21 protein-coding genes are annotated in these 23,021 nt (G+C 70.8%); 2 read left to right on the top strand and 19 right to left on the bottom strand.

Annotation, left to right across the window (positions count from 1 at the left end):
- Positions 1–107: 107 nt before the first annotated feature.
- From QMK61_RS07820 to QMK61_RS07785, 8 genes are all read right to left on the bottom strand, one after another.
- Entirely contained in the window at positions 108–860 is a 753-nt protein-coding gene (locus tag QMK61_RS07820; protein WP_302071616.1) for an S-methyl-5'-thioinosine phosphorylase, read from the bottom strand.
- Positions 857–1,399, bottom strand: coding sequence for an NADPH-dependent FMN reductase (locus tag QMK61_RS07815; RefSeq protein ID WP_302071614.1), 543 nt, complete (start codon positions 1,397–1,399; stop codon positions 857–859). Before QMK61_RS07815 ends, QMK61_RS07820 begins: the two co-directional genes overlap by 4 nt.
- A 22-nt stretch (positions 1,400–1,421) precedes the next feature.
- The gene (locus tag QMK61_RS07810) at positions 1,422–1,970 is read right to left on the bottom strand and encodes a hypoxanthine-guanine phosphoribosyltransferase (RefSeq protein ID WP_302071612.1); all 549 of its coding nucleotides are present in this window, start codon (positions 1,968–1,970) and stop codon (positions 1,422–1,424) included.
- Positions 1,967–2,980, bottom strand: coding sequence for a beta-N-acetylhexosaminidase (nagZ, locus tag QMK61_RS07805; RefSeq protein ID WP_302071610.1), 1,014 nt, complete (start codon positions 2,978–2,980; stop codon positions 1,967–1,969). Before nagZ ends, QMK61_RS07810 begins: the two co-directional genes overlap by 4 nt.
- On the bottom strand, positions 2,980–3,504 hold the full coding sequence (locus QMK61_RS07800; RefSeq protein ID WP_302071608.1) for a CYTH domain-containing protein: 525 nt from the start codon (positions 3,502–3,504) through the stop codon (positions 2,980–2,982). The genes nagZ and QMK61_RS07800 overlap by 1 nt, the downstream gene beginning before the upstream one ends.
- 198 nt (positions 3,505–3,702) lie before the next feature.
- Positions 3,703–5,013, bottom strand: a complete 1,311-nt coding sequence (gene rlmD, locus QMK61_RS07795) for a 23S rRNA (uracil(1939)-C(5))-methyltransferase RlmD (RefSeq protein ID WP_302071607.1) — start codon at positions 5,011–5,013, stop codon at positions 3,703–3,705.
- A 69-nt stretch (positions 5,014–5,082) separates the two neighbouring features.
- The gene (locus tag QMK61_RS07790) at positions 5,083–5,685 is read right to left on the bottom strand and encodes a YdbL family protein (protein WP_302071606.1); all 603 of its coding nucleotides are present in this window, start codon (positions 5,683–5,685) and stop codon (positions 5,083–5,085) included.
- Positions 5,686–5,709: 24 nt separating this feature from the next.
- Positions 5,710–7,734 carry a hypothetical protein gene (locus tag QMK61_RS07785; protein WP_302071605.1) on the bottom strand — a complete coding sequence of 675 codons (2,025 nt, stop codon included), beginning with the start codon at positions 7,732–7,734 and terminating at the stop codon, positions 5,710–5,712.
- A 45-nt stretch (positions 7,735–7,779) separates the two neighbouring features.
- Here QMK61_RS07785 and QMK61_RS07780 point away from each other — a divergent pair, with 45 nt between their 5' ends.
- Positions 7,780–8,511 (top strand): hybrid sensor histidine kinase/response regulator, encoded by a 732-nt coding sequence (locus QMK61_RS07780; RefSeq protein WP_302071604.1) that lies wholly within the window; start codon positions 7,780–7,782, stop codon positions 8,509–8,511.
- A 19-nt stretch (positions 8,512–8,530) separates the two neighbouring features.
- Here QMK61_RS07780 and recO read toward each other — a convergent pair whose 3' ends face one another.
- The 11 genes from recO to QMK61_RS07725 form a co-directional block, all read right to left on the bottom strand.
- Entirely contained in the window at positions 8,531–9,253 is a 723-nt protein-coding gene (recO, locus tag QMK61_RS07775) for a DNA repair protein RecO (protein WP_302071603.1), read from the bottom strand.
- Between the two features lie 109 nt (positions 9,254–9,362).
- Positions 9,363–10,298, bottom strand: a complete 936-nt coding sequence (gene era / locus QMK61_RS07770; RefSeq protein ID WP_302071602.1) for a GTPase Era — start codon at positions 10,296–10,298, stop codon at positions 9,363–9,365.
- An 80-nt stretch (positions 10,299–10,378) separates the two neighbouring features.
- A complete protein-coding gene (gene rnc / locus QMK61_RS07765) occupies positions 10,379–11,038 on the bottom strand; it encodes a ribonuclease III (RefSeq protein ID WP_302071601.1) in 660 nt (219 codons plus the stop codon).
- Positions 11,039–11,042: 4 nt separating this feature from the next.
- Complete coding sequence (locus QMK61_RS07760) at positions 11,043–11,423, bottom strand: DUF4845 domain-containing protein (RefSeq protein WP_302071600.1); 381 nt, start codon at positions 11,421–11,423, stop codon at positions 11,043–11,045.
- Between the two features lie 147 nt (positions 11,424–11,570).
- Positions 11,571–12,461 (bottom strand): signal peptidase I, encoded by an 891-nt coding sequence (gene lepB, locus QMK61_RS07755; protein WP_302071599.1) that lies wholly within the window; start codon positions 12,459–12,461, stop codon positions 11,571–11,573.
- 22 nt (positions 12,462–12,483) lie between these two features.
- Positions 12,484–14,274, bottom strand: a complete 1,791-nt coding sequence (gene lepA, locus QMK61_RS07750; protein WP_302071597.1) for a translation elongation factor 4 — start codon at positions 14,272–14,274, stop codon at positions 12,484–12,486.
- A gap of 142 nt (positions 14,275–14,416) precedes the next feature.
- A complete protein-coding gene (locus QMK61_RS07745; protein WP_302071595.1) occupies positions 14,417–15,868 on the bottom strand; it encodes a DegQ family serine endoprotease in 1,452 nt (483 codons plus the stop codon).
- 124 nt (positions 15,869–15,992) lie between these two features.
- On the bottom strand, positions 15,993–16,679 hold the full coding sequence (locus QMK61_RS07740; protein WP_302071593.1) for a sigma-E factor negative regulatory protein: 687 nt from the start codon (positions 16,677–16,679) through the stop codon (positions 15,993–15,995).
- Complete coding sequence (gene rpoE / locus QMK61_RS07735) at positions 16,676–17,269, bottom strand: RNA polymerase sigma factor RpoE (RefSeq protein WP_302071591.1); 594 nt, start codon at positions 17,267–17,269, stop codon at positions 16,676–16,678. Before rpoE ends, QMK61_RS07740 begins: the two co-directional genes overlap by 4 nt.
- 145 nt (positions 17,270–17,414) lie before the next feature.
- Positions 17,415–19,958, bottom strand: a complete 2,544-nt coding sequence (locus QMK61_RS07730; RefSeq protein ID WP_302071589.1) for an EAL domain-containing protein — start codon at positions 19,956–19,958, stop codon at positions 17,415–17,417.
- An 11-nt stretch (positions 19,959–19,969) separates the two neighbouring features.
- A complete protein-coding gene (locus QMK61_RS07725) occupies positions 19,970–20,461 on the bottom strand; it encodes a hypothetical protein (protein WP_302071587.1) in 492 nt (163 codons plus the stop codon).
- Positions 20,462–20,621: 160 nt separating this feature from the next.
- Here QMK61_RS07725 and QMK61_RS07720 point away from each other — a divergent pair, with 160 nt between their 5' ends.
- Positions 20,622–22,691: a 3-hydroxyacyl-CoA dehydrogenase NAD-binding domain-containing protein gene (locus QMK61_RS07720; protein WP_302071585.1), complete on the top strand. Its 2,070-nt coding sequence runs from the start codon at positions 20,622–20,624 to the stop codon at positions 22,689–22,691.
- Positions 22,692–23,021: the final 330 nt, after the last annotated feature.

Genomic DNA, 23,021 nt, shown 5'->3' with positions numbered 1-23,021 from the left:
CGTACCCCCCGGTCCATCGCCCCTGGCACAAACGGAAGTATCAACATGTTTGTGGGCAAAGCGCAATATGTGGAATGGCGTGGCGTGCGCCATACCCGCCGGCCTGCTCAGCTTTTGAGCAGGCCGGCGACGATCGGCGGCACGCGGGCGGTGGCGGCCGCGAGGTGGGCGAAGATTTCCTCGATGCTGATTTCCGCCTCGTCGCCGCAGCCGGCGGCGAAGTTGGCCACCAGCGCGAGGCAGGCGTACGCCAGGTCCAGCTCGCGCGCCAGCGCCGCCTCCGGCATGCCGGTCATGCCGACCAGGTCGCAGCCGTCGCGCCTCATGCGCGCGATCTCGGCGCGGGTTTCCAGCCGCGGGCCCTGGGTGGCGCCGTAGCAGCCGCCGTCGATCGCCGCCACGCCGGCGTGGCGGGCCGCCGCCAGCAGTTCCTGCCGCAGCGAGCCGGTATAGGGTTCGCTGAAGTCGATGTGCCTCACCTCGGCGCCGTCGACGTCGCAGAAGCTGGTGGCGCGGCCGTGGGTGTAGTCGATGACCTGGTCCGGCACCACGATGGCGCGCGGCCCCATGTCGGCGCGGATGCCGCCCACCGCGTTGACGCCCACCACCTTGCGCGCGCCCAGGTGATGCAGCGCCCACAGGTTGGCCCGGTAGTTCACCCGGTGCGGCGGCAGGCTGTGGCTTTCGCCGTGGCGCGCCAGGAAGGCCACCCGGCGGCCGGCGAAATCGCCCACCACCACCTTGCCCGAGGCCGGTCCGTAAGGCGTGTCCACCGCGTGCCGCGAAGCGTTCTGCAGGCCGGGGAAGTCGTACAGGCCGCTGCCGCCGATCACGGCCAGGTCGATCTGGGGGTTGCTCATGCCAGGGTTCCGAGGAAATGGTGGAGATGGCGTGCCAGCAGCTCGCGGGTGCGCTCGTCGGCCAGCCGGCCGTCGACGATCTTGGTGTGCGCCTGGAACACCAGCACCTCGCCCTGCGGCTCGACCGTGGCGCCGGCGCGGCGCAGCACCAGCCGCAGCTGGTCCTGCGCGCGCACCGTGCCGGTGACGCCGGGGCTCGCGCCGACGATGCACACGCGTTTGCCGGCCAGCGGGGCGGACTGCCGCGCGCTGCCCGGCCGCGAGATCCAGTCGATGGCGTTCTTCAGCACCCCGGTGATGCCGCCGTTGTATTCGGGACACGCCAGCAGCAGCGCATCGGCCCGCGCCACCGCGTCCTTGAGCGCGGCGACCGGCGCGGGGTCGCCCTGCTCTTCCACGTCCTGGTCGAACAGCGGCAGGCCGTGCAGGTCGTGGATGGCGATGGCGGCGCCCGGCGGCGCCAGCTCCCGCGCGGCATGCAGCAGCGCGGTGTTGAACGAGGCCCGGCGCAGGCTGCCGGAGAGGCCTAGGAGGTTCATGGGGCGTCCCTGGCGTGTGCGCTCAGCGCAGCGCGTAGATGGCTGGCAGGTTGCGGCCCTGCTCGTGGTAGTCCATGCCGTAGCCGAACACGTAGCGGTCGGGCAGCTCGACGCCGTTGAAGTCCGAGGCGACGCCTTCGACCAGCCGGTCGTGGCGCTTGCTGCACAGGCTGGCGATCAGCACCCGCTTCGCGCCGCGGCGCAGGCAGTCGTCGCGCACCGCCTTCAGGGTGTGGCCTTCGTCGAGGATGTCGTCCACCAGCAGCACGGTGCGGTCGCGCAGGTCGGCCGCGGGCTCGCGCAGCCAGTGCAGCTCGCTGCCGCGGGTTTCGCCGCGGTAGCGGGTGGCGTGCACGTAGTCGAACTCCAGGTCGGTGCGGATCGACAGCGCCAGCTGGCCGGCGAACATCAGCGCGCCGTTCATCACGGTGAGGAACACCGCGCGCTCGCCGTCCAGCGCGGCGTCGATGCGCCGGCCCAGGTCGGCGATCACGGTTTCCAGCTCGGCGCGGTCGAACAGCACGTCGGCGCGGGCCAGCGCCTCGGCCAGCGGGGGGATCATTGCAGTCATGCGGGGTCCTCGGCGTCGAGCGCCGTGATGCGGGCGACGAAACGGTCGCGTTGCGGGTTGTCGAGCAGCCCGCCCCAGCTGGCGCCGATGGCGCCGCGCAGGGGCGACAGGCGTTCGCGGGCGGCGGGAGGCGGCGCGGGCACGGCGGCGATGGCTTCCTCCACCACCTCGGGGAAGCAGGCCAGCACCAGGTCGCAGCCGGCGGCGAGGTGCGCCTGCACGCGGCCCGCCACGCTGCCGGCTACGCCGGCGGCGGCCATGCTGATGTCGTCGCTGACCACCACGCCGGCGAAGCCCAGCTCGCCGCGCAGGACCTGCTCGATCCACACCCGCGAATAGCCGGCCGGCTGCGCGTCCACGGCGGGATAGACCACGTGCGCCATCATCACCGCCTCGGCATGCGCGGCCATGGCTTCCGCGAACGGGCGCAGGTCGGCGGCGCGGATCGCGTCGAGCGGGCGCGGGTCGATCGCCTGCGCCTTGTGCGTGTCGGCGGCCACCGAGCCGTGCCCCGGGAAGTGCTTGAGCACCGCCGCCATGCCGCCCAGGTGCATGCCGCGCACGTAGGCGGCGGTCAGTTCGGCGGCGACCTCGGGATCGGCGTGGAAGGCGCGCGGGCCGATCGCCGCGTTTCCGCGCGCCAGGTCCGCCACCGGGGCGAAGCTGAAGTCCACGCCGCTGGCGCGCAGCTCGCCGGCCATCACCCAGGCGTGTTCCTCGGCCAGGCGCACGGCCTCCTCGGGGTCGCGGTCGAACACCGCGCCGATCTTCGCCAGCGCCGGCAGCCGGGTGAAGCCGTCGCGGAAGCGCTGCACCGGGCCGCCTTCCTGGTCCACCGCCACCAGCAGGTGCTCGCCGCCGGCCTCGCGGATGGCTTCGGTGAGCGCGATCAACTGATCGCGGCTGGCGTAGTTGCGTGCGAACAGGATCACGCCCGCCACGCCGGGGGCGGCGAGCCAGGCGCGTTCGCGCTCGGCGATCCCGGTGCCGGCCAGGCCGATCAGCAGCATCAGCAAGGTTCTCCGTCGGCGGCCGCGCGCTCGGCCGCCGACCACGCGGCGTACGGGTGCGCGATCAGGTTGACATTGTAGTAGCGCGCCAGCGCGCTCACCTCGCGGCCCAGCCAGGGCGGGCGCGGGAACGGCGCATCGGCCGCCGGCAACTCGATCTCGGCCAGCACCAGGCCGGCGTTGGCGCCGAGGAACTCGTCGATCTCGAACAGCGCGCCGTCCACGCTGACGTAGTGGCGGACCTTCTCCAGCACGCCGTCGCACAGCGTGGCCAGCATCTCGTCGGCCTCGTCCGGCGGCAGCGCCACCTCGTACTCGGCGCGTTCCACGCCCGGCCGCGCAGCCTTGATGTTGAGCCAGGCCCGCCCGCCGCTGCGGCGTACCCGCACCGAGGCGCGCGCGCCGCCGTCGCGGATCGCCTGCGCGCCGACCAGGTAGCCCTGCGCGATGCGCTCGCTGCGCGCGACCTGCCCGCGCCAGCCGTCGCCGCTCAACAGGAATTTGCGTTCGATCTCGATGGGCATGGGTGTTCCGTCTCTCGAAGTGGAGTACCTGCGGTAGTGCGCTCCGCCCTTGCTCGTCATTCCGGCGCAGGCCGGAATCCAATCACGAAACCGGCTTTGCGTGCTGCGCACGAGTATTCGGCTGGATTCCCGCTTTCGCGGGAATGGCGGTGGGGGAATACTTGCGTCGAGGCAAGCCCCGCCGGCCCATGCGCTGGATCAGCGCTCGAACAGCGCAATCGACTCCACGTGCGCGGTGTGCGGAAACATGTCCATCACCCCCGCGGACACCAGCCGGAAGCCATGCCTATGCACCAGGAGGCCGGCGTCGCGCGCCAGCGAGGCCGGGTGGCACGAGACGTAGACGATGCGCTTCGTCGCCTTGTGCGGCAGGTAGTCCAGCACCTTGTCGGCGCCGGCGCGCGGCGGGTCAAGCAGCAGTTTGTCCCACGGCTGGCGCGCCCAGTCGGCGCCGCGCTGGTCCTCGAACAGGTTGGCGACGTGGAAGCGCGCGTTGCCGATGCCGTTGCGCGCGGCGTTGTCGCCGGCGCGCTCGACCAGGCCATGCTCGCCCTCCACGCCGGCCACCTCGGCCACGCGCCGCGCGATCGGCAGGGTGAAGTTGCCCAGGCCGCAGAACAGGTCGAGCACCCGGTCGCCGGGCTGCGGGTCGAGCAATGCCATTGCGTGCGCCAGCATGCGCTGGTTCATGCCGGCGTTGACCTGCACGAAGTCCAGCGGGCGGAATTCCAGCTCCACCGGATCGGCGCCGGCACCCGGATCGAGCCGGAACGCCAGCCGCGGCTCTTCCGGCCACAGCGGGTGCACGCTGCTGACACCGCCGGGCTGCAGGTAGATGGCGAAGCCGTGCTCGCGGCCGAACGCGGCCAGCGCCTCGCGGTCGCGCTCGCCGAGCGGCTTGAGGTGGCGGAACACCAGCGCCACGGCGTCGTCGCCGGCGGCGAACTCGATCTGCGCGATGTCGGCGGCGGCCTCCAGCGTGCCGACCCGTTCCGACAGCGCCGCGATGCGCTCGCCGATGCGCGGGTGGATCACCTCGCAGCGGCCGATGTCGGCCACGTAGCGCGGGTTGGATTCCTCGCGGAAACCCACCAGCACGCGCCCCTTCTTCGGCACCGAACGCACCGACAGGCGCCCCTTGCGGCGGTAGCCCCAGGGCTCGCCGGTCAGCGGCGGCAGCCAGCTTTCCGGCTCCACCTTGCCGATGCGGGCGAAGTTCTCGGCCAGCACGCGCTGCTTCATGGCGATCTGCGCGGCGGCGTCCAGGTGCTGCAGCGAGCAGCCGCCGCACTGGCCGAAATGCGGGCACTTCGGCTCGACCCGGTGCGGCGAGCGTTCCAGCAGCTCGACCGTCTCGGCCTCGTCGTAGGTGCGGTGGCGCCTGCGGATGGCCAGGCGCACGCGCTCGTCCTGCAATGCGCCGGCGACGAACACGGCCTTGCCGTCGATGCGCGCCACGCCCTTGCCGTCGTGGGTGAAGTCGGTGATGGTGGCTTCGTATTCTTTCATGGGCCTGCAAACAGGCGCGCCCGGGTCGTGAACCCGGGCGCGGCGATCGGGTGGACGGGGCGGCTGCGCCTATTTGCGCTTCCAGGCCCCGGAGGCGTCCTGATAATACCAGCCGGCGCGGGCATGGCTGATCCAGCCCTTGGCGAAGGTGGCACGGATCTGCGCTTCCCATTCCGGGTGGTTGTTGGCGCTGGCGATCTCGCGGTACAGCGCGTCGCGGTCGCGGTTTTCGTCGGCGATCGCGGTGTTGAGCTGGGCGCGCTGCGCCAGCGGCACCTTGCTGGCGTCGTGCAGGGCCACCAGGCCGTCGTTGGTGAAGCCGATGGCGCCGCTGTCGAGCATCGCCTTCAGGCTGTTCTCGAAGCGGGTGCGCATGCGCTGGCGGATCGCCTCGGTGGTGGCGGTCTGCACGCGCAGGTTGGGGGTATCGGCCGCCTGCGCGGCCGGCACCAGCAGGTCGAGCAGCATGGCCGAGGGCCGGTTGCCCGGCGGCGTGGACGCGTCGGGCTTCGGTGCCGGCTGCGCGGGAGCGGCGTCGCCGTCGAGCACGTTGCCGATGAACTGGTCGGCTGCCTTCTGCGCCGCCGCGGCGGGGAAATAGACGTTGATGGTGACGCACCCCACCAGGGCGACGATCAGCAGGGTCAGCAATCCATAGACGAGCTTGCGCATGGGGGTCTCCGTGGGGAACGGGTGTCAGCGGATTTCCGGTGCCGCGCCTTCGACGGCCGCCTTCAGGCGCTGCACCAGGGTCGGCCAGTCCACCCGGGACTGGTGGCCGATCACGTGCAAGTGCGGCAACCCGCTGCCTTCGACGATAGTGTAGCCGTCGGGACCGCCGTCGAGGCCACCCATCTGGCATACGTCGGCCTGCAGCGTGCAGCTGAGGCCGATGCGCTTGTACGAGAAGTTCTTGAACAGCTTCAGCACCGCGCCCTGCAACCCGCCGGCGATGCCGCCGCCACCCACGGTGGTGAGGTTGTTCACCGCGCGCTGGCTGATCCGCCCGCCGCCGCCGGCCAGCAGCGAGGCCTTGAACGCCACCGGCGTCCAGTCGACCAGGCGCAGGTCGTCGATGCGGCCGTCCATGCGGCCGGTGATGCTGCCGAAGTCGAACACGCTGGTGAGCGCGCCCAGGTCGAGCTGCTTCAGCGCCACGTCACCGGTCAGCACCGGGCTGGTGCCGAACGGCTGCTGCAGCGTCATCCGGGTGATGTCGACGAAGCCGCCGAACACGTTGAGCGACAGCCCGCCGTCCAGCACGATGCGGTCGTCCGCCCAGCGCAGCGACGGCACCGCGCCGCCCAGGGTGCCCGGGAACTGCGGCCAGCCCACCGCCTTGCTGAAGGCGCGCATGTCCACGCCGGTCAGCACCAGCGCGGTGGACAGGCGCTGGCCTTTCGCGGCCGCCGGGCGCCAGTCCAGCGAACCGACCCGCAACTGGCCGCCCAGCACCGGCACCACCAGCGGCTGCTGCAGCACCAGCCCGCCGCCACGGCTCTGCCAGTGCGAGCTGGCGGCGCCGTTGGCGATCCGGTACACCCGGATGCCGTCCCAGGCCAGCGTGGTCGCCGGTCGTTCGCCCCGGGCCGACCAGTCCAGGCCGCCGCGCAGCCGGGCGACCGCCAGCCGGCCGGCGCCGTCGGCCAGATCCAGTCCGCCGGTGCGGAAGGCGAAGCTGTGCAGCCCGTCCGGCTCCAGGTCGAGATGGCCATCGAGGGCGCCGGTAACGGTCAGGTTCTGCAGGCCCAGCGTGTTCAGCCAGGCCTGGCCATAGCGCTGGTAGGCGGCCGGAAAATCGGCGTGCAGGCGGTTCAGGCGCAGTGTGCGCAGCGCGCCCCGGGCGTCGAAGGCCAGGTTGCCGTCCAGTTGCAGCGCGCCGGGATCGGTCACCTTGAGCCGGTCCAGCGCGATGGCGCCGTGGCTGGACCGGGCGCTCAGCCCCAGTTGCACCGCGTGGTCCGGCAGGCGGGCGAACACCGGGCCCAGCAGCAGTTCCCCGCCGTGCAGGGTGCCGTCGAAACCGATCTCGGCGGCGCCGCCGGTGGTGTCGATGTCCAGCCGGGCGCGGGCGCCCAGCCCCTGCCCCGCCAGCGTGCCGGCGGGCGTGTCGAAGCCGATGCCGGCCAGGGTGAAGTCGCCGGAGGTCTGGATGCCGTCGCCGCGCACGTCCAGCGCCAGTTCCGCGTCCACCCGGCCGCCGGTGACGTGGCCGGACCAGGCCATGCCGAGCAGGCCCTGCAGCCAGCCGGCGGGCAGTTGCTTCAGGCTGATCTGGGCGTGGCTGGGCTGGTCCAGCGGCAGCGCGGCATCCAGTTGCGCCTTGCCCTGGGCCAGGGCCACCTGCAGGGTGTTGGAGGCATCGTCGACAGTCAGGAACAGTTGCGCGTGCTCCAGCGCCCGGCCCGGGGCGCCGGCCAGTTGCGCGGTACCGTCGAACATCCAGCGCAGTTGCGCGTCGCGCTGGAGCACGCCGGCAAGATCGACGCCGATGCGGCGCCAGCCCAGCGCCGGGATGTCCGCCCTGGCCGCCTGCAGGTCCAGCTGCAGGGTGCCGGCGTCGGCGCCGGGAGCGATGCGCAGGCGCACGTCCTGCAGGCTTACCCCGGCAAGCTCGAGGCGCCGGGCGGCCAGAGTCACGTCGGCCCGCGCCGGCACGCTTGCCAGGGCGCACGACAACGCGCACAGAAACAGCAGAAGGCGGCTTGATAAGAAACGCATGCCGCGCCATTCTGCCAAACTCAGATGAACGAGAAGGATTTCGTCATGCCGGCCGCCGCCAGTCCGCTGCCCGATGCCGCCTCCACGCCACGCGTGCTGGTCGCCGACGACGACCCGGCCAGCCGGCGTTTCCTTGGCGATGGCCTGCGCCAGCTCGGCGCCGACGTGACCACCTGCGAGGACGGCACCTCCGCGCTGGCGCTGGCGCGCCGCGTCCGCTTCGACCTGCTGCTGCTGGACTGCCGCATGCCCGGCGCCGGCGCCCTGGCGGTGCTGGAGGCCGTGCGTGCCGACCTGGGGGCGGCCTCGCGCCGCAGCCCGGCGGTGGCGACCAGCGCCGAGGTGGACGCCGCCGAGCGTCGCCGCCTGCTGGCCGCGGGCTTCGGCGACATCCTGCTCAAGCCCTGCGACCTGCACTCGCTGGCGCGCATCTGGGCGCTGGGCCGTGATCGCCCACCCCTGCTCGACGACCCCGCGGCGCTGGCCAGCACCGGCGACGCCCGCACCATGCGCGCCCTGCGCCAGCTGCTGCGCGAGGAACTGCTGGCGCTGGACCGCGAACTGGAGCGTCTCGGCGCCGACCGCGCCGCCCTGACCGAACGCCTGCACCGCCTGCGCTCCTCCTGCGGCTTCTGCGGCGCCGCCGCGCTGGGCGAGGCCACCGTCTCGCTGCAGCGGCAGCTCGCCGAGGCGGCGCCGGACGCGCCCCTGCCGCTCGGCGCCTTCCGCGATACCCTGCAGGCCACCCTGCAGGCGCTGGCGAACGAACCGGCCTGAGCGCGCCCGGCAGTTGTCCTCAATCCGGGCGGGGTCGTGCGGCCAGGGCCCCGGACAGCACACGCCAGGCGCGCAGTTCGCCGCCGCCCAGGTGGAAGCGGATCACCGTGCGCATCAGCCCGCGCAGCGCCGCCAGGCCGGCAGCGCCGGGCATGCGGTCCCGCGCCAGGGCAAGCAGGTCCTGGCCGCGCAGGGCGCCCGGTACCATGGCGGCGACCGGCCGCGCGCCCTGCTCCACGTCGTAGCGGTAGCAGCCTTCCGGCGCCAGCGGCGCGCCGGAGTCGGCCTCGTGTTCCAGCTGCAGCGCATATCCCAGCGCTTCCAGCAGGTCGCGCTCGAAGCGCCGCAGGGTCCATGCCAGCGGTTCTCCCGCGCCCAGTCGCGCCAACGCCAGGGCGTAGGCCTGGAACAGTTCCGGATGCGGATCCTGCCTGCCGGTCAGCCGTACCACCAGCTCGTTGACATACAGCCCCGCCAGCGCCGCGTCGCCCTGCAGCCGAGGCAGGGCGACGGGTGCGTCCACCCCGCGCAGGGTCGCCAGCTCGCCGCGCAGCAGCAGGTCCAGCGCCAGCGGCTGGAACGGTTCGAGCTGGGCGCGCTGCAGGCGCCCGCGCTCGCTGCGCACCCCGCGCGCCACCACGCCCAGCCGGCCATGGTCGCGGGTGAGGCATTCCAGCAGCAGCGAGGTCTCGCGGTAGGGCCGCGCGTGCAGGACGTAGGCGGGCTGCTGGTCGAGGTGCATGGGGGGCTGGGAAACGGGAAATGGGGAACGTATAGGCCCACGGGGTCCGGGAGGCTTGTCAGCCTACATGCTCACCGGAGCCTTCACGTTCCCCATTCCCCGTTCCTCCTCAATCCGTATACCCCAGCTTCTTCAGCATCGCCTCGTCGTCCACCCAGCCTTCGCGCACCTTCACCCACAGGCGCAGGAAGACCTTGCGTTCGAACATGCGCTCCATGTGCCGGCGCGCGGCGCTGCCGATGGCCTTGAGCTGGGCGCCGCCCTGGCCGATCACGATGGCCTTCTGGCCGTCGCGCTCCACCCAGATCACGGCATGGATCTCCGCCACGCCGTCGGGGCGGTCCTTGAACTGCTCGATCTCGACGGTGGTGGCGTACGGCAGTTCCTGGTCCAGCCGCAGCATCAGCTGCTCGCGCACCATCTCGGCGGCGAGGAAGCGCTCGCTGCGGTCGGTGACCTCGTCCTCGCCGAACATGGGCGCACGCACCGGCAGGCGTTGCAGCAGGTCATGCTGCAGGGTTTCCAGGCCCTTGCGCTTGAGCGCGCTGACGTAGTGCACGGCGTCGAAGTGATGGCTGGCGGAAAGCTCGGCCACGAACGGCAGCAGCGTGGCCTTGTCCTTGCTCAGGTCGACCTTGTTCAGCGCCAGCAGGCGCGGCAGCTTCTGCTCGGCCAGGGCGGCGTACAGCGCCTCGTCCTCGTCGGTCCAGCGGCCGGCCTCGATCACCTGCACCGCCAGGTCCACCTCGCCGATGGCGCTGCGCACGGCGCGGTTGAGGCTGCGGTTCATCGCCCGCTTCGCGCCGCGGTGCAGGCCGGGCGTATCCACGTACAGGACCTGACCGGCCTCGCTGCTGGCGATGCCGAGGATGCGGTGGCGGGTGGTCTGCGGGCGCGGGCTGACGATGGACAGGCGGAAGCCGATCAGCGCGTTCAGCAGGGTGGACTTGCCCACGTTGGGCCGGCCGGCCAGGGCGACCAGGCCGCAGCGGTAGTCCGGGTGCGGCAGTTCGCCATCGGCGCCGGCGTCCAGTTCGTCGTTCATGGTGCGATCGTTTCCGAGATGGGACACAAGCATGGCGCCGCGGCGGCGCGAACGCCAGCGCGGCAGCCGTGGAGATGGAGTCAGTCCTGTTTCTGCGCCGCCAGCAAGCGGGACAGCACCGCTTCGGCCGCTTCCTGCTCGGCGGCGCGGCGACTGCCGCCGCGGCCGTCGGCGGCCAGCGCGAGCGGCGCCTCGATCGCGCAGCTCACGTCGAAGACGCGTGCGTGTTCCTCGCCGCCGGTGCCGAGCAGTACGTAGTTCGGCAATGGCAGGCCGCGCGCCTGCAGCCATTCCTGTAGGCGCGTCTTGGCGTCCTTGGACGAGCGCGGCAGGGTCGCGATGCGTGTGGCGAACAGGCTGCGCACCACTCCACGGCAGGCCTCCAGGCCTCCGTCCAGGTGGATCGCCGCCAGCAGCGCCTCGAAGGCGTCGGCGAGGATCGAATCGCGCCGGAAGCCGCCGCTCTTCAGTTCGCCCGGACCCAGCTTCAGGCGGTCGCCCAGTTCCAGCTCGCGCGCGATGTCCGCCAGCGCCTGGCCGTTGACCAGCTGCGCGCGCAGCCGCGACAGCTCGCCCTCGCTGGCGTTGGGGTGCGCCTCGTACAGCATCTCGGCGACGAAGGCGCCCAGCAGCGCGTCGCCGAGGAACTCCAGGCGCTCGTTGTTCGGCTTGCCGGCGCTGCGGTGGGTCAGCGCCAGCTCGGCCAGGGCGGGATCGCGAAAACGGTAGTTCAGTTCCACAACGTTACTGGGCGAGATTGCCCTGCAGCGGCACGCTCTTCTCGAAATGGACCAGGAAGTCGATGTTGTAGATGAACGCCGTCTGCTTATCGTACGAGATGTTCAGCTGATTGCCGCCGTTGTCGTGGGTGATGGTGATGTCGCTCGGGGTGATGGTGTCGTCGCCCACGTACTGCATGCTGAACTTGTACATCAGATCGCGGCGGATGGAGTCCAGCGTCTTGCCGTCCACGCCGCTGCTGGCCTCCTGGTTCATCGCCTTCACCACGCCCATGTACTCGCTGTACGCCGGCACCAGCTTCATCGCCATGTAGCCGAAAAATGCCACCACGACCAGCACGATCAGGAATCCGATCAGGGTGATGCCCGTCTGCTTCGATTTCATAGTCCCCTCGCCATGCCGTCGATGCGGCGCGCCTTGTTCACGAAACGTCCGGCCGGTACCCGGCCGCTGCGTACTGTGCCGCGCGCCGCGCCGCGCTGCCAGCCGGCGCGGTCACGGAATCACACAGCCGCCGACCGGCGCCGCCGGTCAGTGGATGACCTTGCCGATGCGGTGGAAATCCACCCCGCCGGTGCCCCAGCCCTTCCAGCTCATCCAGATCAGGAAGGCCTTGCCGGCCAGGTTCTTCTCCGGCAGGCAGCCCCAGTAGCGGCTGTCCTCGCTGTTCTCGCGGTCGTCGCCCATCACCAGGTAGCAGCCCTGCGGCACCACCGAGGGCACCCGCGGGTTGGGAATGGCGGGCGTCGGGCCGCGTTCGGGCATGCGCGCGATCAGGTGGTTGACCTTGCCCAGGTGCTCGTTCCAGATGGTGGCGCCGTAGGACAACAGCACGTTGTCGTCGGTGCGCGCGGGATTGCCGGCGAACGGCCCCACCTCGTCGGCCTGCACCGGCTTGCCGTTGATGATGATGCGGCTGTCGCGCACTTCCACGGTGTCGCCCGGCAGGCCGATCACGCGCTTGATCCAGTTCTGCCGAGGCACCGGCGTGGCGCAGTCCGGGTCGCCGCCGTGCACCACCGAGCCGTCGGCACGATGGCAGGTGTAGCCGGGCCAGCGGAACACCACCACGTCGCCGCGCTTCGGTTCGCCGGTGGCGAGGAACTTGGTGTTGAACACCGGCAGGCGCAGGCCGTAGGCGAACTTGTTGACCAGGATGAAGTCGCCCACGTCCAGCGTCGGCATCATCGAGCCGGACGGGATGCGGAACGGCTCGGCCACGAACGAGCGCAGCAGCAGCACGATCAGCACCACCGGGAACAGCGAGCGCGCCCAGTCCACCGGCACCGGGTCGCGGTACTCCTCGCCGGCCGCGTCGAGCCTGGCCTTGCGCTTCTTGTACAGGAACAGGCGGTCCAGTCCCCAGACCACGCCGAACAGGACGGTGAGGCCCAGCAGGATCGCCGAAAAATCGTACTCCATGCCCTACTCCTTAGTGCCGCTTCTACTTGTCTGTCCGCAGCACGGCGAGGAAGGCTTCCTGAGGAATCTCCACCCGGCCGACCTGCTTCATGCGCTTCTTGCCTTCCTTCTGCTTTTCCAGAAGTTTCTTCTTGCGGCTGACGTCGCCGCCGTAGCATTTGGCCAGCACGTTCTTGCGCAGGGCCTTTACCGTGGAACGCGCGATGATCTGCGCGCCGATCGCCGCCTGGATCGCCACGTCGAACTGCTGCCGCGGGATCAGGTCCTTCATCCGCTCCACCAGCTCGCGCCCGCGCCGGTCCGCATGCGAACGATGCACGATCAGCGAGAGCGCGTCCACGCGGTCGCCGTTGATCAGCACGTCCACGCGCACGAACGGGCCGGCGTCGAAGCGCTCATGGTGGTAGTCCATCGAGGCATAGCCGCGCGAGACGGACTTCAGCCGATCGAAGAAATCCAGCACCACCTCGGCCAGCGGCAGTTCATAGGTGATCTGCACCTGGGTGGCCAGGTACTGGATCGAGCGCTGCACGCCGCGCTTCTCCTCGCACAGGGTGATGATGTTGCCGATGTAGTCCGGCGGGGTGAGGATACTGGCCACGATGATCGGCTCGCGGATCTCCTCGATCTGCGGCACCGGCGGCAGTTTCGCGGGGTTGTCCAGCGGCATCACCGTGCCGTCGGTCTTCAGCACCTCGTACACCACGGTGGGCGCGGTGGTGATCAGGTCGAGGTCGTACTCGCGCTCCAGCCGCTCCTGCACGATTTCCATGTGCAGCATGCCGAGGAAGCCGCATCGGAAGCCGAAGCCCATCGCTTCGGAGCTTTCCGGTTCGAAGAACAGCGCGGCATCGTTGAGGCGCAGCTTGTCCAGCGCCTCGCGCAGCGCCGGATAGTCGTCGGCGGAGACCGGGAACAGGCCGGCGAACACGCGCGGCTGCATGGTCTGGAAACCGGGCAGCGGCTTCTCGGCCGGCTTGCCGGCGTGGGTGAGCGTGTCGCCCACGGGAGCGCCGTGCACGTCCTTGATCGAGGCGTTGATCCAGCCCACCTCGCCGGCCGCAAGCTTGTCCAGTTTCTTGCGCTTGGGCGTGAACACGCCCACGTCGTCCACCTCGTGGGTGCGGCCGGTGGACATCACCAGTAGCTTGTCGCCCGGTTTGATCTCGCCCTGCATCACGCGCACCAGCGAGACCACGCCGAGGTAGTTGTCGAACCAGGAATCGATGATCAACGCCTGCAGCCGGTCGGTGTCGCGCGGCTTCGGCGGCGGGATGCGGGCCACGATGGCCTCCAGCACCTCGGTGACGTTCTGGCCGGTCTTGGCGCTGACCGCCACCGCGTCGGTGGCGTCGATGCCGATCACCGCCTCGATCTCGGCCTTCACCTTCTCCACGTCGGCGGTCGGCAGGTCGATCTTGTTGAGCACCGGCACCACTTCCAGCCCCTGCTCCACCGCGGTGTAGCAGTTGGCCACCGACTGCGCTTCCACGCCCTGGGCGGCGTCCACCACCAGCAGCGCCCCCTCGCAGGCGGCCAGCGAACGGCTCACCTCGTAGGAAAAATCCACATGGCCGGGCGTGTCGATGAAGTTCAGCTGGTAGGTCCTGCCGTCGCGCGCCTTGTACGGCAGAGACACCGACTGCGCCTTGATGGTGATGCCGCGCTCGCGCTCGATCGGGTTGTTGTCCAGCACCTGCGCTTCCATCTCGCGCTCGGCCAGGCCGCCACAGATCTGGATGATGCGGTCGGCGAGGGTCGACTTGCCGTGGTCGATGTGGGCGATGATGGAGAAATTGCGGATCAGTTCCATGGAGCACGCTGTCAGCTTGCACTGCCGCGCAAGGGTGCCGGCAGCGTATCACCGGGATGGCGATATGAACCCGGCATTATCGCATGGAAACGCCCTCCGGCCGCGGCGGGCGCGGCCGGAGGGCGCAGGCGGCAGGCGCCCGTCAGTCGCCCGACTTGGACGGCACGCTCAGGCTGACGAAGTTGGTCTGGTCGCCGCGGCGCACCAGCAGCAGGATGGTGTCGCCCGGTTTCACGTTGGCCGTGGCCTTGCGGAACGCCTCCACGCTGCCGATCTTCTGCTGGTTCACCATCAGGATCACGTCGCCCGCCTGCAGCGTCTGCGCCGCCACCGGGCCGGTGATGTCGGACACCACCACGCCCTCGTCCGGCTTGAGGCCCAGTTGCTGGCGGGTTTCCTTGTCCAGCGGCTGCACCACCAGGCCCAGTGCCCCGGTGCCGCTGGTGGGGCCCTGCCCCGCGCCCGCCGTCCGCTCGCCGCGGTCGCGCGGCATGGTGCCGATGGTGGCCTGCAGGGTCATCCGCTTGCCATCGCGCAGCACTTCCACCGGCACCTTGGTGCCCGGCTTGGTCATCGCCACCAGCGGCGGCAGGTCGCTGCCCTGCAGGATGTCGTGGCCGTTGTAGCCGACGATGATGTCGCCGGCCTGGATGCCAGCCTTGTCCGCGCCGCTGTCCGGCGTCACGCTGGCCACGATGGCGCCATTGGCGCTGTCGAGCTTGAGCGCCTTGGCCACGTCCTCGTCCACCGGCCTCACCATCACGCCCAGCATGCCGCGGGTGACGTAGCCCTTGGTCTTGAGCTGCTCCACCGCGTTCATCGCCGTGTCGATCGGGATCGAGAACGACACGCCGAGATAACCGCCGGTGTTGGAGTAGATCTGCGAGTTGATGCCCACCACCTGGCCCTGCAGGTTGAACAGCGGGCCGCCGGAGTTGCCGCGGTTGATCGGCACGTCGGTCTGGATGAACGAGGTGTCGGGCTGGTCCTGGCCGCCCAGGTTGCGCCCCACCGCGCTGACGATGCCCTGGGTCACGGTGTAGTCGAAGCCGAACGGCGAGCCGATCGCCAGCACCCACTGGCCGGGCTTGAGCGTGTGCGAGTCGCCGATGCTCACCGCGGGCAGCGGACTTCCGGCATCCACCTTGAGCAGGGCGATGTCATAGGTGGGGTCGGTGCCGACCACCTTGGCGGTCAGCGTGCGACGGTCCTGCAGGCGCACGGTGACCTTGTCGGCATGGTCCACCACATGGTTGTTGGTGAGGATGTAGCCGTCGCTCGAAATGATGAAGCCCGACCCCAGCGACGTGTGCGCCTGTTCTTCCGGCGACGGCATCGGCATGCCGAAGAAGCGGCGGAAGATCTCCCACTGCGGGTCGCCGGGACCGCTCCCCTGCATCGGCACCGCGTTCATGCGTCGGCCGCTGTAGCGGGCCTCCACATGCACCACGGCGGGCGCGTTCTTCTTGACGATGCCGGTGAAGTCGGGCAACGCGGCGGCGGGGGCGGCCTGCGCCTGCGCCGGCATGCCGGCGGCGGCGAAGCCCATGGCAAGCGCGCAGCAGAACAGGTTGCGCCAGAGGGATCGGTTCATGGTTTCCTCCTTGGGTTTCTGCGGACACGCCCCGGGGAGGCGGCCCGTATCGCGGGCCGGCCGGGACGGAAAGGATGGAGCCTGGCGGTCGCGCGGACGATGGCCGTCACGGCGACCGCCACGGTCACTGCGCCGTGGCGGCCTGCGGCAGGCGGCGTGGCGCGGTGCGGGCGGGGTCGACCAGCAGCAGGTAGCTGCCGTCGCCGTTGTCGAGCGTACGGTAGCGGTTCACCCGGTAAGGGCGCAGCGGATCGTTCGACGCGTTGTCGCCCAGGGTCATGGAAGCGCGCTCGCTGTAGCGCCAGGCGTTCGAGTCGAGCCACGGCGGCACGCTGGCCGGCGGGGCGGCGGGCGCCTGCGCGGCGGCTTCGGCCAACCGCTGCTGCGGCTGGGGCGCCACGCTGGCGCTGGCGCTGGCGCTGGCGCTGGCGCTGGCGACGGCCGGCGCCGCACGCCGCACGCCGCTGTCGCCGGTGGGCTGGGACACCATCAACGCGGCCACCGCCACGCCCGCCGCGATCGCGCCGCCGGCGGACCAGCGCAGCCAATGCCGGCGGCTCGCGCGGCCATGCCCGGTCGCGGCCGGGACGGCGGTCTCCGCCTCGATGGCGGACATCACGCGGGCGGCGAAGCCGGGCGAGGCCAGCACGGGCAACTCCCGGCGCTGGCCGTGGCGCGCCGCATGATGGCGCCCCCATGCATCGCGCAGGGCTTCGTCGTGGTCGAGCCGGCGCAGCAGGAAGCGCAGTTCCTCCTTCGTCAGCTCGCCGTCGACGGCGGCGGAAAGGGTTTCACGATGGGATTCAGTCATGTCCGATCCTCGCGGTTCGACAGCAGCGGCCGCAGTTTTTCGTCGATCGCCTCGCGCGCCCGGAAGATGCGCGAACGTACCGTTCCGATGGGGCAGTCCATCGCGGCGGCGATCTCCTCGTAGCTGAGGCCGTCCATCTCGCGCAGCGTGATGGCCGTCCGCAGCTCCTCGGGCAACGCTTGGACAGTGGAAAAGACGGTTTGTTCAATTTCCTGGCGCATCAGTTCGCGCTCGGGCGTGGCGTTGTCCTGCATGCGATCGGCGCCGGGCACGAACACCGCGTCGTCCACGTCGATGTCGTCGCTGGGCGGACGCCGCCCCTGCGCCACCAGATGGTTCTTGGCGGTGTTCACCGCGATCTTGTACATCCAGGTGTAGAACTGGCTGTCGCCGCGGAACGAGCCGATCGCCCGCCAGGCCCGCACGAACGCCTCCTGCGCCACGTCTTCGCATTCGGCGTGGTCGTGGACGTAGCGGGAGATCAGGCCGACGACCTTGTGCTGGTACTTGCGCACCAGCAGGTCGAATGCGCGCTTGTCGCCCCCTTGTACCCGCTCGACCAGCGCACTATCGAGTTCGTTTTCGCCCATCCGGGCCCTCTCCTTCGTTGCTGCCGCATGCCAGCAGGGATGCCGCCGGATGGTTCAAGCTGGCTGAGACCGCCGTCGCGGCTGCAAGTTCAGCACGAATGCGGCCCCGCTCCAACCATCGGAAATGGGGGCGGGCGGCCCCGGCTCAACCGCCGGCGGCGGCCAGCACGTGCTCGCGCTCGGCCAGCAGGCGGTCGAAGGCGGCCTGCGGCAGCGGGCGGCAGAACAGGTAACCCTGCAGTTCGTCGCAACCGTTCTGGCGCAGGAACTGCAGGTGCTGCTCGATCTCCACGCCCTCGGCCACCACCTCGCGGTTGAGCCGGTGCGCCATCTCGATGGTGGCGCGCACGATCGCCTCGTCGTCCGGGTCGACGCCGATGTTGCGCACGAAGCTCTGGTCGATCTTGATGCGGTCGGCGGGCAGCTTGCGCAGGTAGTCCAGAGAGGCGGCCCCGGTGCCGAAGTCGTCGATGGCGATGCGACAGCCGAGCCGGTGCAGACCGAGCATGTTCTCGGTGAGGTTGGGCACCGCCTTGATGCTGATGCTCTCGGTGACCTCCAGCTCCAGCAGCGCCGGGTCCAGCCCGGTCTCGGCCAGTACCCGGGCCACCACGTCCACCAGGTCGGGCTGAGTCAGCTGCACCACGGAGAGGTTCACGCCCAGCCGCAGCCGCAGGCCGTGGCGGGCCTCCCAGGCCTGCGCCTGGTGGCAGGCGGTGCGCAGCACCCACTCGCCGATGGAGACGATCAACCCGGTTTCCTCGGCCAGCGGGATGAAGAAGCCGGGGCCGATCGCGCCCAGCTCGGGATGCTCCCAGCGCACCAGCGCCTCCATACCCACGATATCCTCGCTGGCCGCGTCCACCTGCGGCTGGTAGAATACGCGCAGCTCGCCGTTGCCCTCGGCGTGGCGCAGGCTGGCCTTCAGCGCCACGTTCTGCCGCTCCTGCTCGGGGCTGACGTCGTAGATCTGGTAGTTGTTGCGGCCCAGGCCCTTGGCCGCATACATCGCCTCGTCGGCGTGCTTGAGCAGGGTCTCCGCGTCCGGCGCGTCCTCGGGGAAGAAGCTGATGCCGATGGAGGCGGTGGCCTGCAGCTCGGTGCCGTCCTCCAGATGCAGCGGCTTCTCCATCAGCTGCACGATCTTCTCGGCCACGCGCAGCACGTCGTCGTTCTTCACGATGTGGCGCAGCACCAGGATGAACTCGTCGCCGGCGTAGCGCGCCACGGTGTCGGAGGCGCGCACGCTGCTGCGCAGGCGCTGGGTCACCGCCACCAGCACCTGGTCGCCCACCGCATGGCCCAGGTTGTCGTTGATCGACTTGAAGCGGTCCAGGTCGACGAACAGCACGGCGAAGCATTCGCCGGTGCGGTGCGCCTCGCGGATGATGGTGTCGAGGCGGTCGTTGAACAGCAGCCGGTTGGGCAGGCCGGTGAGCGCGTCGAGCAGACCTTCGGCGCGCCCCTGTTCGCGGGTGCGGTGCAATTCCAGCACGTGGGCGAAGTACGCCGCGGCGCAGCGCAGCACCGGCTCGATGACTTCCGGCTCGCCGAACGGCTGCCGCCGCCCGGCCAGCAGCGCGCCGAGCACGTTGCGCCGCTCGTCCAGCAACGGCAGGCCGGCGAAGCCGCACAGGCCGAGTTGGGCCACCAGCGGGTCGGCCTCGGCCAGGCGCTGCGCATCCGCCGCATGCAGCAGGGTCTTGCCGCCCAGCACCAGGCGCAGCGAGCTTTGCAGCTGTGCCGCCGGCCAGAGCCGGTCGTCGCCGCGCCAGCGCTGCACCAGTTGCACCGGCATGCCCTCTTCCGGCCGTGCCGACCATATCGCCAGGTAGTCCAGGCCCAGCTCGTCCACCAGCAACTGGGCGTCCCCGCTCATCTCGCCGTCGCCGTCATTGCCGAACAGGCGCGCCAGCAGGGCCAGCGCCATCGCCGGCCGGGCATCGGCGCTGTCGCTGCGGAACATCAGCGCCACCACCTCGCGCCCGGCATGGCGCACGTGCCGCGCGCTCACCTCGCCGCTGTCGAAGCCACGGGCGGAGCGGCGCGAACAGGCATGCCAGCGGCGGTCGCCCTCGCGCAGCAGCCGCTCCAGCGTGGGTTCCTCCAGCGCGAGCAGCTCGGCCAGCGGCCGGCCCAGCACGGCGACCTCGCCGAGGCCGCTGTGCCGCACCAGGGCCGGGCTGGCTTCCAGCACGCGCTCGCTGACCGGGTCGGCGACCAGCCACTCGCCATCGTCGGCCTCGAACACGAAGCGGTAATCGCCATCGCCGGCCGGCAGCGCGCGTGGCGGCGGTACGGCGTCGCCCGTCCAGGCGGAACGCGGCAACCGTTGCCAGCGCGCCACCAGCTCGCGCTCGACCTGGGCGGCGTACAGCCAGTCGCCCACGCCTGCGGGGAGCTGCGCCGGGCGGATCGCCGCGCCCTCCGCCAGCACCGCGATCAGCGGCGCGTCGGCGCAGGCCGGCACCCGGCGCAACTGCTCGCAGCAGGCCAGCGCGGCGCGGCCGTCGCCCTCGAAGGCCACCACCATCAGCGCCAGCGGGGCGCGCCCCTCGAGCAGGATCGCCGCGTGCGCCGGATCGCGCGCCGAGTGGATCGCGGGATGTCCCTCGCGGTCGAGCGCATCGAACAGCGCGCGGCGCAGGTCGCGCTGCGGCGCCACCACCAGGATGCCGCTGTCGGACATGGTCGGCACGCTCACAGCAGCCAGCGCCCGTCGCGCAGCCGCGGCCGCTGGGCGGCCTTGGGCGCACCGTTGAGGCGCACCGCCACGTCGCCCAGGCTGGCGACCAGCGAGGGCGCCGCGTCCAGCAGCACCACGCGCCGCACGTGCCCGGCCGGGGCGCGGGCGAGCTGGCGCAGCAGGTTGCCGTCCGCGGTGGAAAGCGGCAGCGGGAAGCGGCTCAACAGATAGACCCCGAAGTGCTGGCTCTGCTGGATGTAGCGCAACGCATTGCCCAGCCGCTGCGAGTCGGGCACCCGCGCATGCGCCTCGCGCAGGTTGCCCATGCCGGTGTCGGGTTGCCACAGGTAGATCGACTGGCCGCTGTGCCGGGCGATGGCGCGGAACTGCTCCACCAGCACGGCGCTGTCGCCGCCCTCGAGCACGAGCAGGCCTCCCGCCGCCGCCAGGATGCGCTCGAGGATCTCGCTGCCGGCGACCGGGTCGGGGGCCATCAGGGTAGTCATCGCGGCCTAACGTTACGCGCCCGCGGGCGAAGCGCAATAGCGGGCGCGCCGCCGCGTGACGTGGACGACACCGCGGCGTCGCCACCCGCCCGGGGGCGTCTCGCAATCCACGCTACGGGACGGTATGGTGCGTTTTCCACCCAACCGGTACGGCACGGCCATGTTCGAAGGACTGCGCTTCAACCACTGGAAAACGAACCTGGACGACGACGGCATCGTCACCCTGGCGGTGGATCGCGCCGGCAGCGGCGTGAACGCGATCTCGCGCGAGGTGCTGGACGAACTGGGCCAGATCGTGGAACGGCTGGCGATCGAGAAGCCCGCCGGGGTGATCGTGCATTCGGCCAAGCCCGCCGGCTTCGCGGTGGGCGCCGACATCAAGGAGTTCGTGGGCTACGCCGAACAGGGCACGGTGCTGGAGAACATCCGCAACGGCCAGCAGGTGTACGAGGCGCTGGCCCGCCTGCCCTGCCCCACGGTGGCGGCGGTGCACGGCGCCTGCATGGGGGGCGGCACCGAGCTGGTGCTGGCCTGCCGCCAGCGCATCGCCGCCGACGACGACCGCACGAAGATCGGCCTGCCCGAGGTGATGCTGGGCATCCATCCCGGCTGGGGCGGCACGGCGCGCCTGCCGCGGCTGATCGGCGCGCCGGACGCGCTGCCGGCGATGCTCACCGGCAAGCCGCTGTCGGCGAAGCGGGCGCTGGCGCTGGGCGTGGTCGACCGCCTCGCCCGGCCGGACGAATTGCTGGCCGGGGCGAAGGCGTTGCTGCGCCGGCCGGCGGCGCGACCGTTCGCGCGCCGCGCCAAGGCCTGGGCCACCAACACCTGGCTGGCGCGGCAGGTCCTGGCGCCGATGGTGGTCAAGCAGACCGCGGCCAAGGTGCGCAAGGAACACTACCCCGCTCCCTTCGCGCTGATCGACGTGTGGAAGCGCGGCGGCGGCGGCATCCAGCAGCGCCTCAGGCTGGAGGCGCAATCGGTGGCGAAGCTGGCACAGACGCCCACCGCGCACAACCTGATCCGCATCTTCTTCCTGCAGGAACGGCTGAAGGGCGCGGGCGGCGGCGTGGAACACGGCATCGAGCACGTGCACGTGGTCGGTGCCGGCGTGATGGGCGGAGACATCGCCGCCTGGACCGCGCTCAAGGGCTTCCAGGTGACCCTGCAGGACCGCGAGATGAAGTATGTCCAGCCCGCGCTGGACCGCGCCCGCGCGCTGTACGAGAAGAAGCTGAGGACGCCGGAGAAGATCGAAGCCGCCACGCGCCGCCTGCGCGCCGACGTGGAAGGCGCGGGCGTGAAGGACGCCGACCTCGCGATCGAGGCGATCTACGAGAACGCCGAGGCCAAGGAGGCGCTGTACGCCATCATCGAGCCGCAGTTCCAGGCCGACGGGATCCTCGCCACCAACACCTCCAGCATCCCGCTAGACGAACTGCGCGGCAGGCTGTCCGCGCCGCAGCGCTTCCTCGGCCTGCACTTCTTCAACCCGGTGGCGCAGATGCCGCTGGTCGAGATGGTGCGCCACGACCAGTTGGACCCGGCCGTCGAGAAGCGCGCGCTGGCCTTCTGCAAGGCGATCGGCAAGCTGCCGGTGGCGGTCAAGGGCACGCCCGGCTTCCTGGTCAACCGCATCCTGATGCCCTACCTGCTGGAGGCCATGCGCCTGTACAGCGAGGGCGTGCCCGGCCCGGTGCTGGACAAGGAGGCGAAGAAGTTCGGCATGCCGATGGGGCCGATCGAGCTGGCCGACACCGTGGGCCTGGACGTATGCGCCTCGGTGGGACGGGAACTGGGGCCGTTCCTGGGCCTGGAGCTGCCGCCGGGCCTGCAGGACAAGCTGGAGGCCGGCAAGCGCGGCAAGAAGGACGGCCTGGGCCTGTACGTGTGGCACGAAGGCAAGCCGCAGAAGCCCGAGGTCGACCCCGATTACGTGCCCTCGCCCGACCTGCAGGACCGCATGATCCTGGCGATGGTCAACGAGGCGGTGGCCTGCCTGGCCGACGCCGTGGTGGACGACGCCGACCTGCTCGACGCGGGCGTGATCTTCGGCACCGGCTTCGCGCCGTTCCGCGGCGGCCCGATCCAGTACGTGCGCAGCGAAGGCGCCGGCAAGCTCAAGGCACGGCTGGAAGCGATGGCGAAGCAGTACGGCGAGCGCTTCACGCCCAAGGCCGGCTGGGACCATCCGGCGCTGGCGCGAGGCGGCTTCGGGTTGCCGGGCTGATCCTGCGTCCATTCTCCGCGCAGGCCGGGCACTTTCCCGCCATTGGCTGGCCACTCCGTGACCGCACGGCCCGAACCGGCATGATCGCTACTGGATCCCGGCCTGCGCCCACTGCTGTCCGGACTATTTCCTGCCGCTGGATGCACTCCTCCCCCTGCTCGCAGGGGGAGGTTGGGAGGGGGTAACGCTTCGGCTTTCAAGCCAAAAGCACCCCACCCCAACCCTCCCCTGCGCGCAGGGGAGGGAGTCTTCTCGCCCTCCCTTCGAGGCAACCGACAGTCTTCCCCGCACCCTCGGTGCAAGCTCTTGACCGGCGTCAACCAATATTCC

The sequence above is a fragment of the Fulvimonas sp. R45 genome (assembly GCF_030504985.1).
In the GTDB taxonomy this organism is placed as follows: domain Bacteria; phylum Pseudomonadota; class Gammaproteobacteria; order Xanthomonadales; family Rhodanobacteraceae; genus Rhodanobacter_A.
The sequence above is the reverse complement of the archived record's forward strand: the minus strand, read 5'-3'. Positions and strand labels throughout refer to the sequence as shown.

Excerpts from the sequence above, each read along its gene's own strand:
- QMK61_RS07820 (WP_302071616.1), bottom strand. The coding sequence starts at position 860 with ATGAGCAACCCCCAGATCGACCTGGCCGTGATCGGCGGCAGCGGCCTG.
- QMK61_RS07800 (WP_302071608.1), bottom strand. The coding sequence starts at position 3,504 with ATGCCCATCGAGATCGAACGCAAATTCCTGTTGAGCGGCGACGGCTGG.
- QMK61_RS07760 (WP_302071600.1), bottom strand. The coding sequence starts at position 11,423 with ATGAAATCGAAGCAGACGGGCATCACCCTGATCGGATTCCTGATCGTG.
- era (WP_302071602.1), bottom strand. The coding sequence starts at position 10,298 with ATGAACGACGAACTGGACGCCGGCGCCGATGGCGAACTGCCGCACCCG.
- QMK61_RS07785 (WP_302071605.1), bottom strand. The coding sequence starts at position 7,734 with ATGCGTTTCTTATCAAGCCGCCTTCTGCTGTTTCTGTGCGCGTTGTCG.
- rlmD (WP_302071607.1), bottom strand. The coding sequence starts at position 5,013 with ATGAAAGAATACGAAGCCACCATCACCGACTTCACCCACGACGGCAAG.
- QMK61_RS07725 (WP_302071587.1), bottom strand. The coding sequence starts at position 20,461 with ATGACTACCCTGATGGCCCCCGACCCGGTCGCCGGCAGCGAGATCCTC.
- QMK61_RS07740 (WP_302071593.1), bottom strand. The coding sequence starts at position 16,679 with ATGACTGAATCCCATCGTGAAACCCTTTCCGCCGCCGTCGACGGCGAG.
- QMK61_RS07780 (WP_302071604.1), top strand. The coding sequence starts at position 7,780 with ATGCCGGCCGCCGCCAGTCCGCTGCCCGATGCCGCCTCCACGCCACGC.
- recO (WP_302071603.1), bottom strand. The coding sequence starts at position 9,253 with ATGCACCTCGACCAGCAGCCCGCCTACGTCCTGCACGCGCGGCCCTAC.
- rpoE (WP_302071591.1), bottom strand. The coding sequence starts at position 17,269 with ATGGGCGAAAACGAACTCGATAGTGCGCTGGTCGAGCGGGTACAAGGG.
- QMK61_RS07790 (WP_302071606.1), bottom strand. The coding sequence starts at position 5,685 with ATGCGCAAGCTCGTCTATGGATTGCTGACCCTGCTGATCGTCGCCCTG.
- QMK61_RS07810 (WP_302071612.1), bottom strand. The coding sequence starts at position 1,970 with ATGACTGCAATGATCCCCCCGCTGGCCGAGGCGCTGGCCCGCGCCGAC.
- QMK61_RS07730 (WP_302071589.1), bottom strand. The coding sequence starts at position 19,958 with ATGTCCGACAGCGGCATCCTGGTGGTGGCGCCGCAGCGCGACCTGCGC.
- QMK61_RS07745 (WP_302071595.1), bottom strand. The coding sequence starts at position 15,868 with ATGAACCGATCCCTCTGGCGCAACCTGTTCTGCTGCGCGCTTGCCATG.
- QMK61_RS07815 (WP_302071614.1), bottom strand. The coding sequence starts at position 1,399 with ATGAACCTCCTAGGCCTCTCCGGCAGCCTGCGCCGGGCCTCGTTCAAC.
- lepA (WP_302071597.1), bottom strand. The coding sequence starts at position 14,274 with ATGGAACTGATCCGCAATTTCTCCATCATCGCCCACATCGACCACGGC.
- QMK61_RS07720 (WP_302071585.1), top strand. The coding sequence starts at position 20,622 with ATGTTCGAAGGACTGCGCTTCAACCACTGGAAAACGAACCTGGACGAC.
- nagZ (WP_302071610.1), bottom strand. The coding sequence starts at position 2,980 with ATGCTGCTGATCGGCCTGGCCGGCACCGGGATCGCCGAGCGCGAACGC.
- lepB (WP_302071599.1), bottom strand. The coding sequence starts at position 12,461 with ATGGAGTACGATTTTTCGGCGATCCTGCTGGGCCTCACCGTCCTGTTC.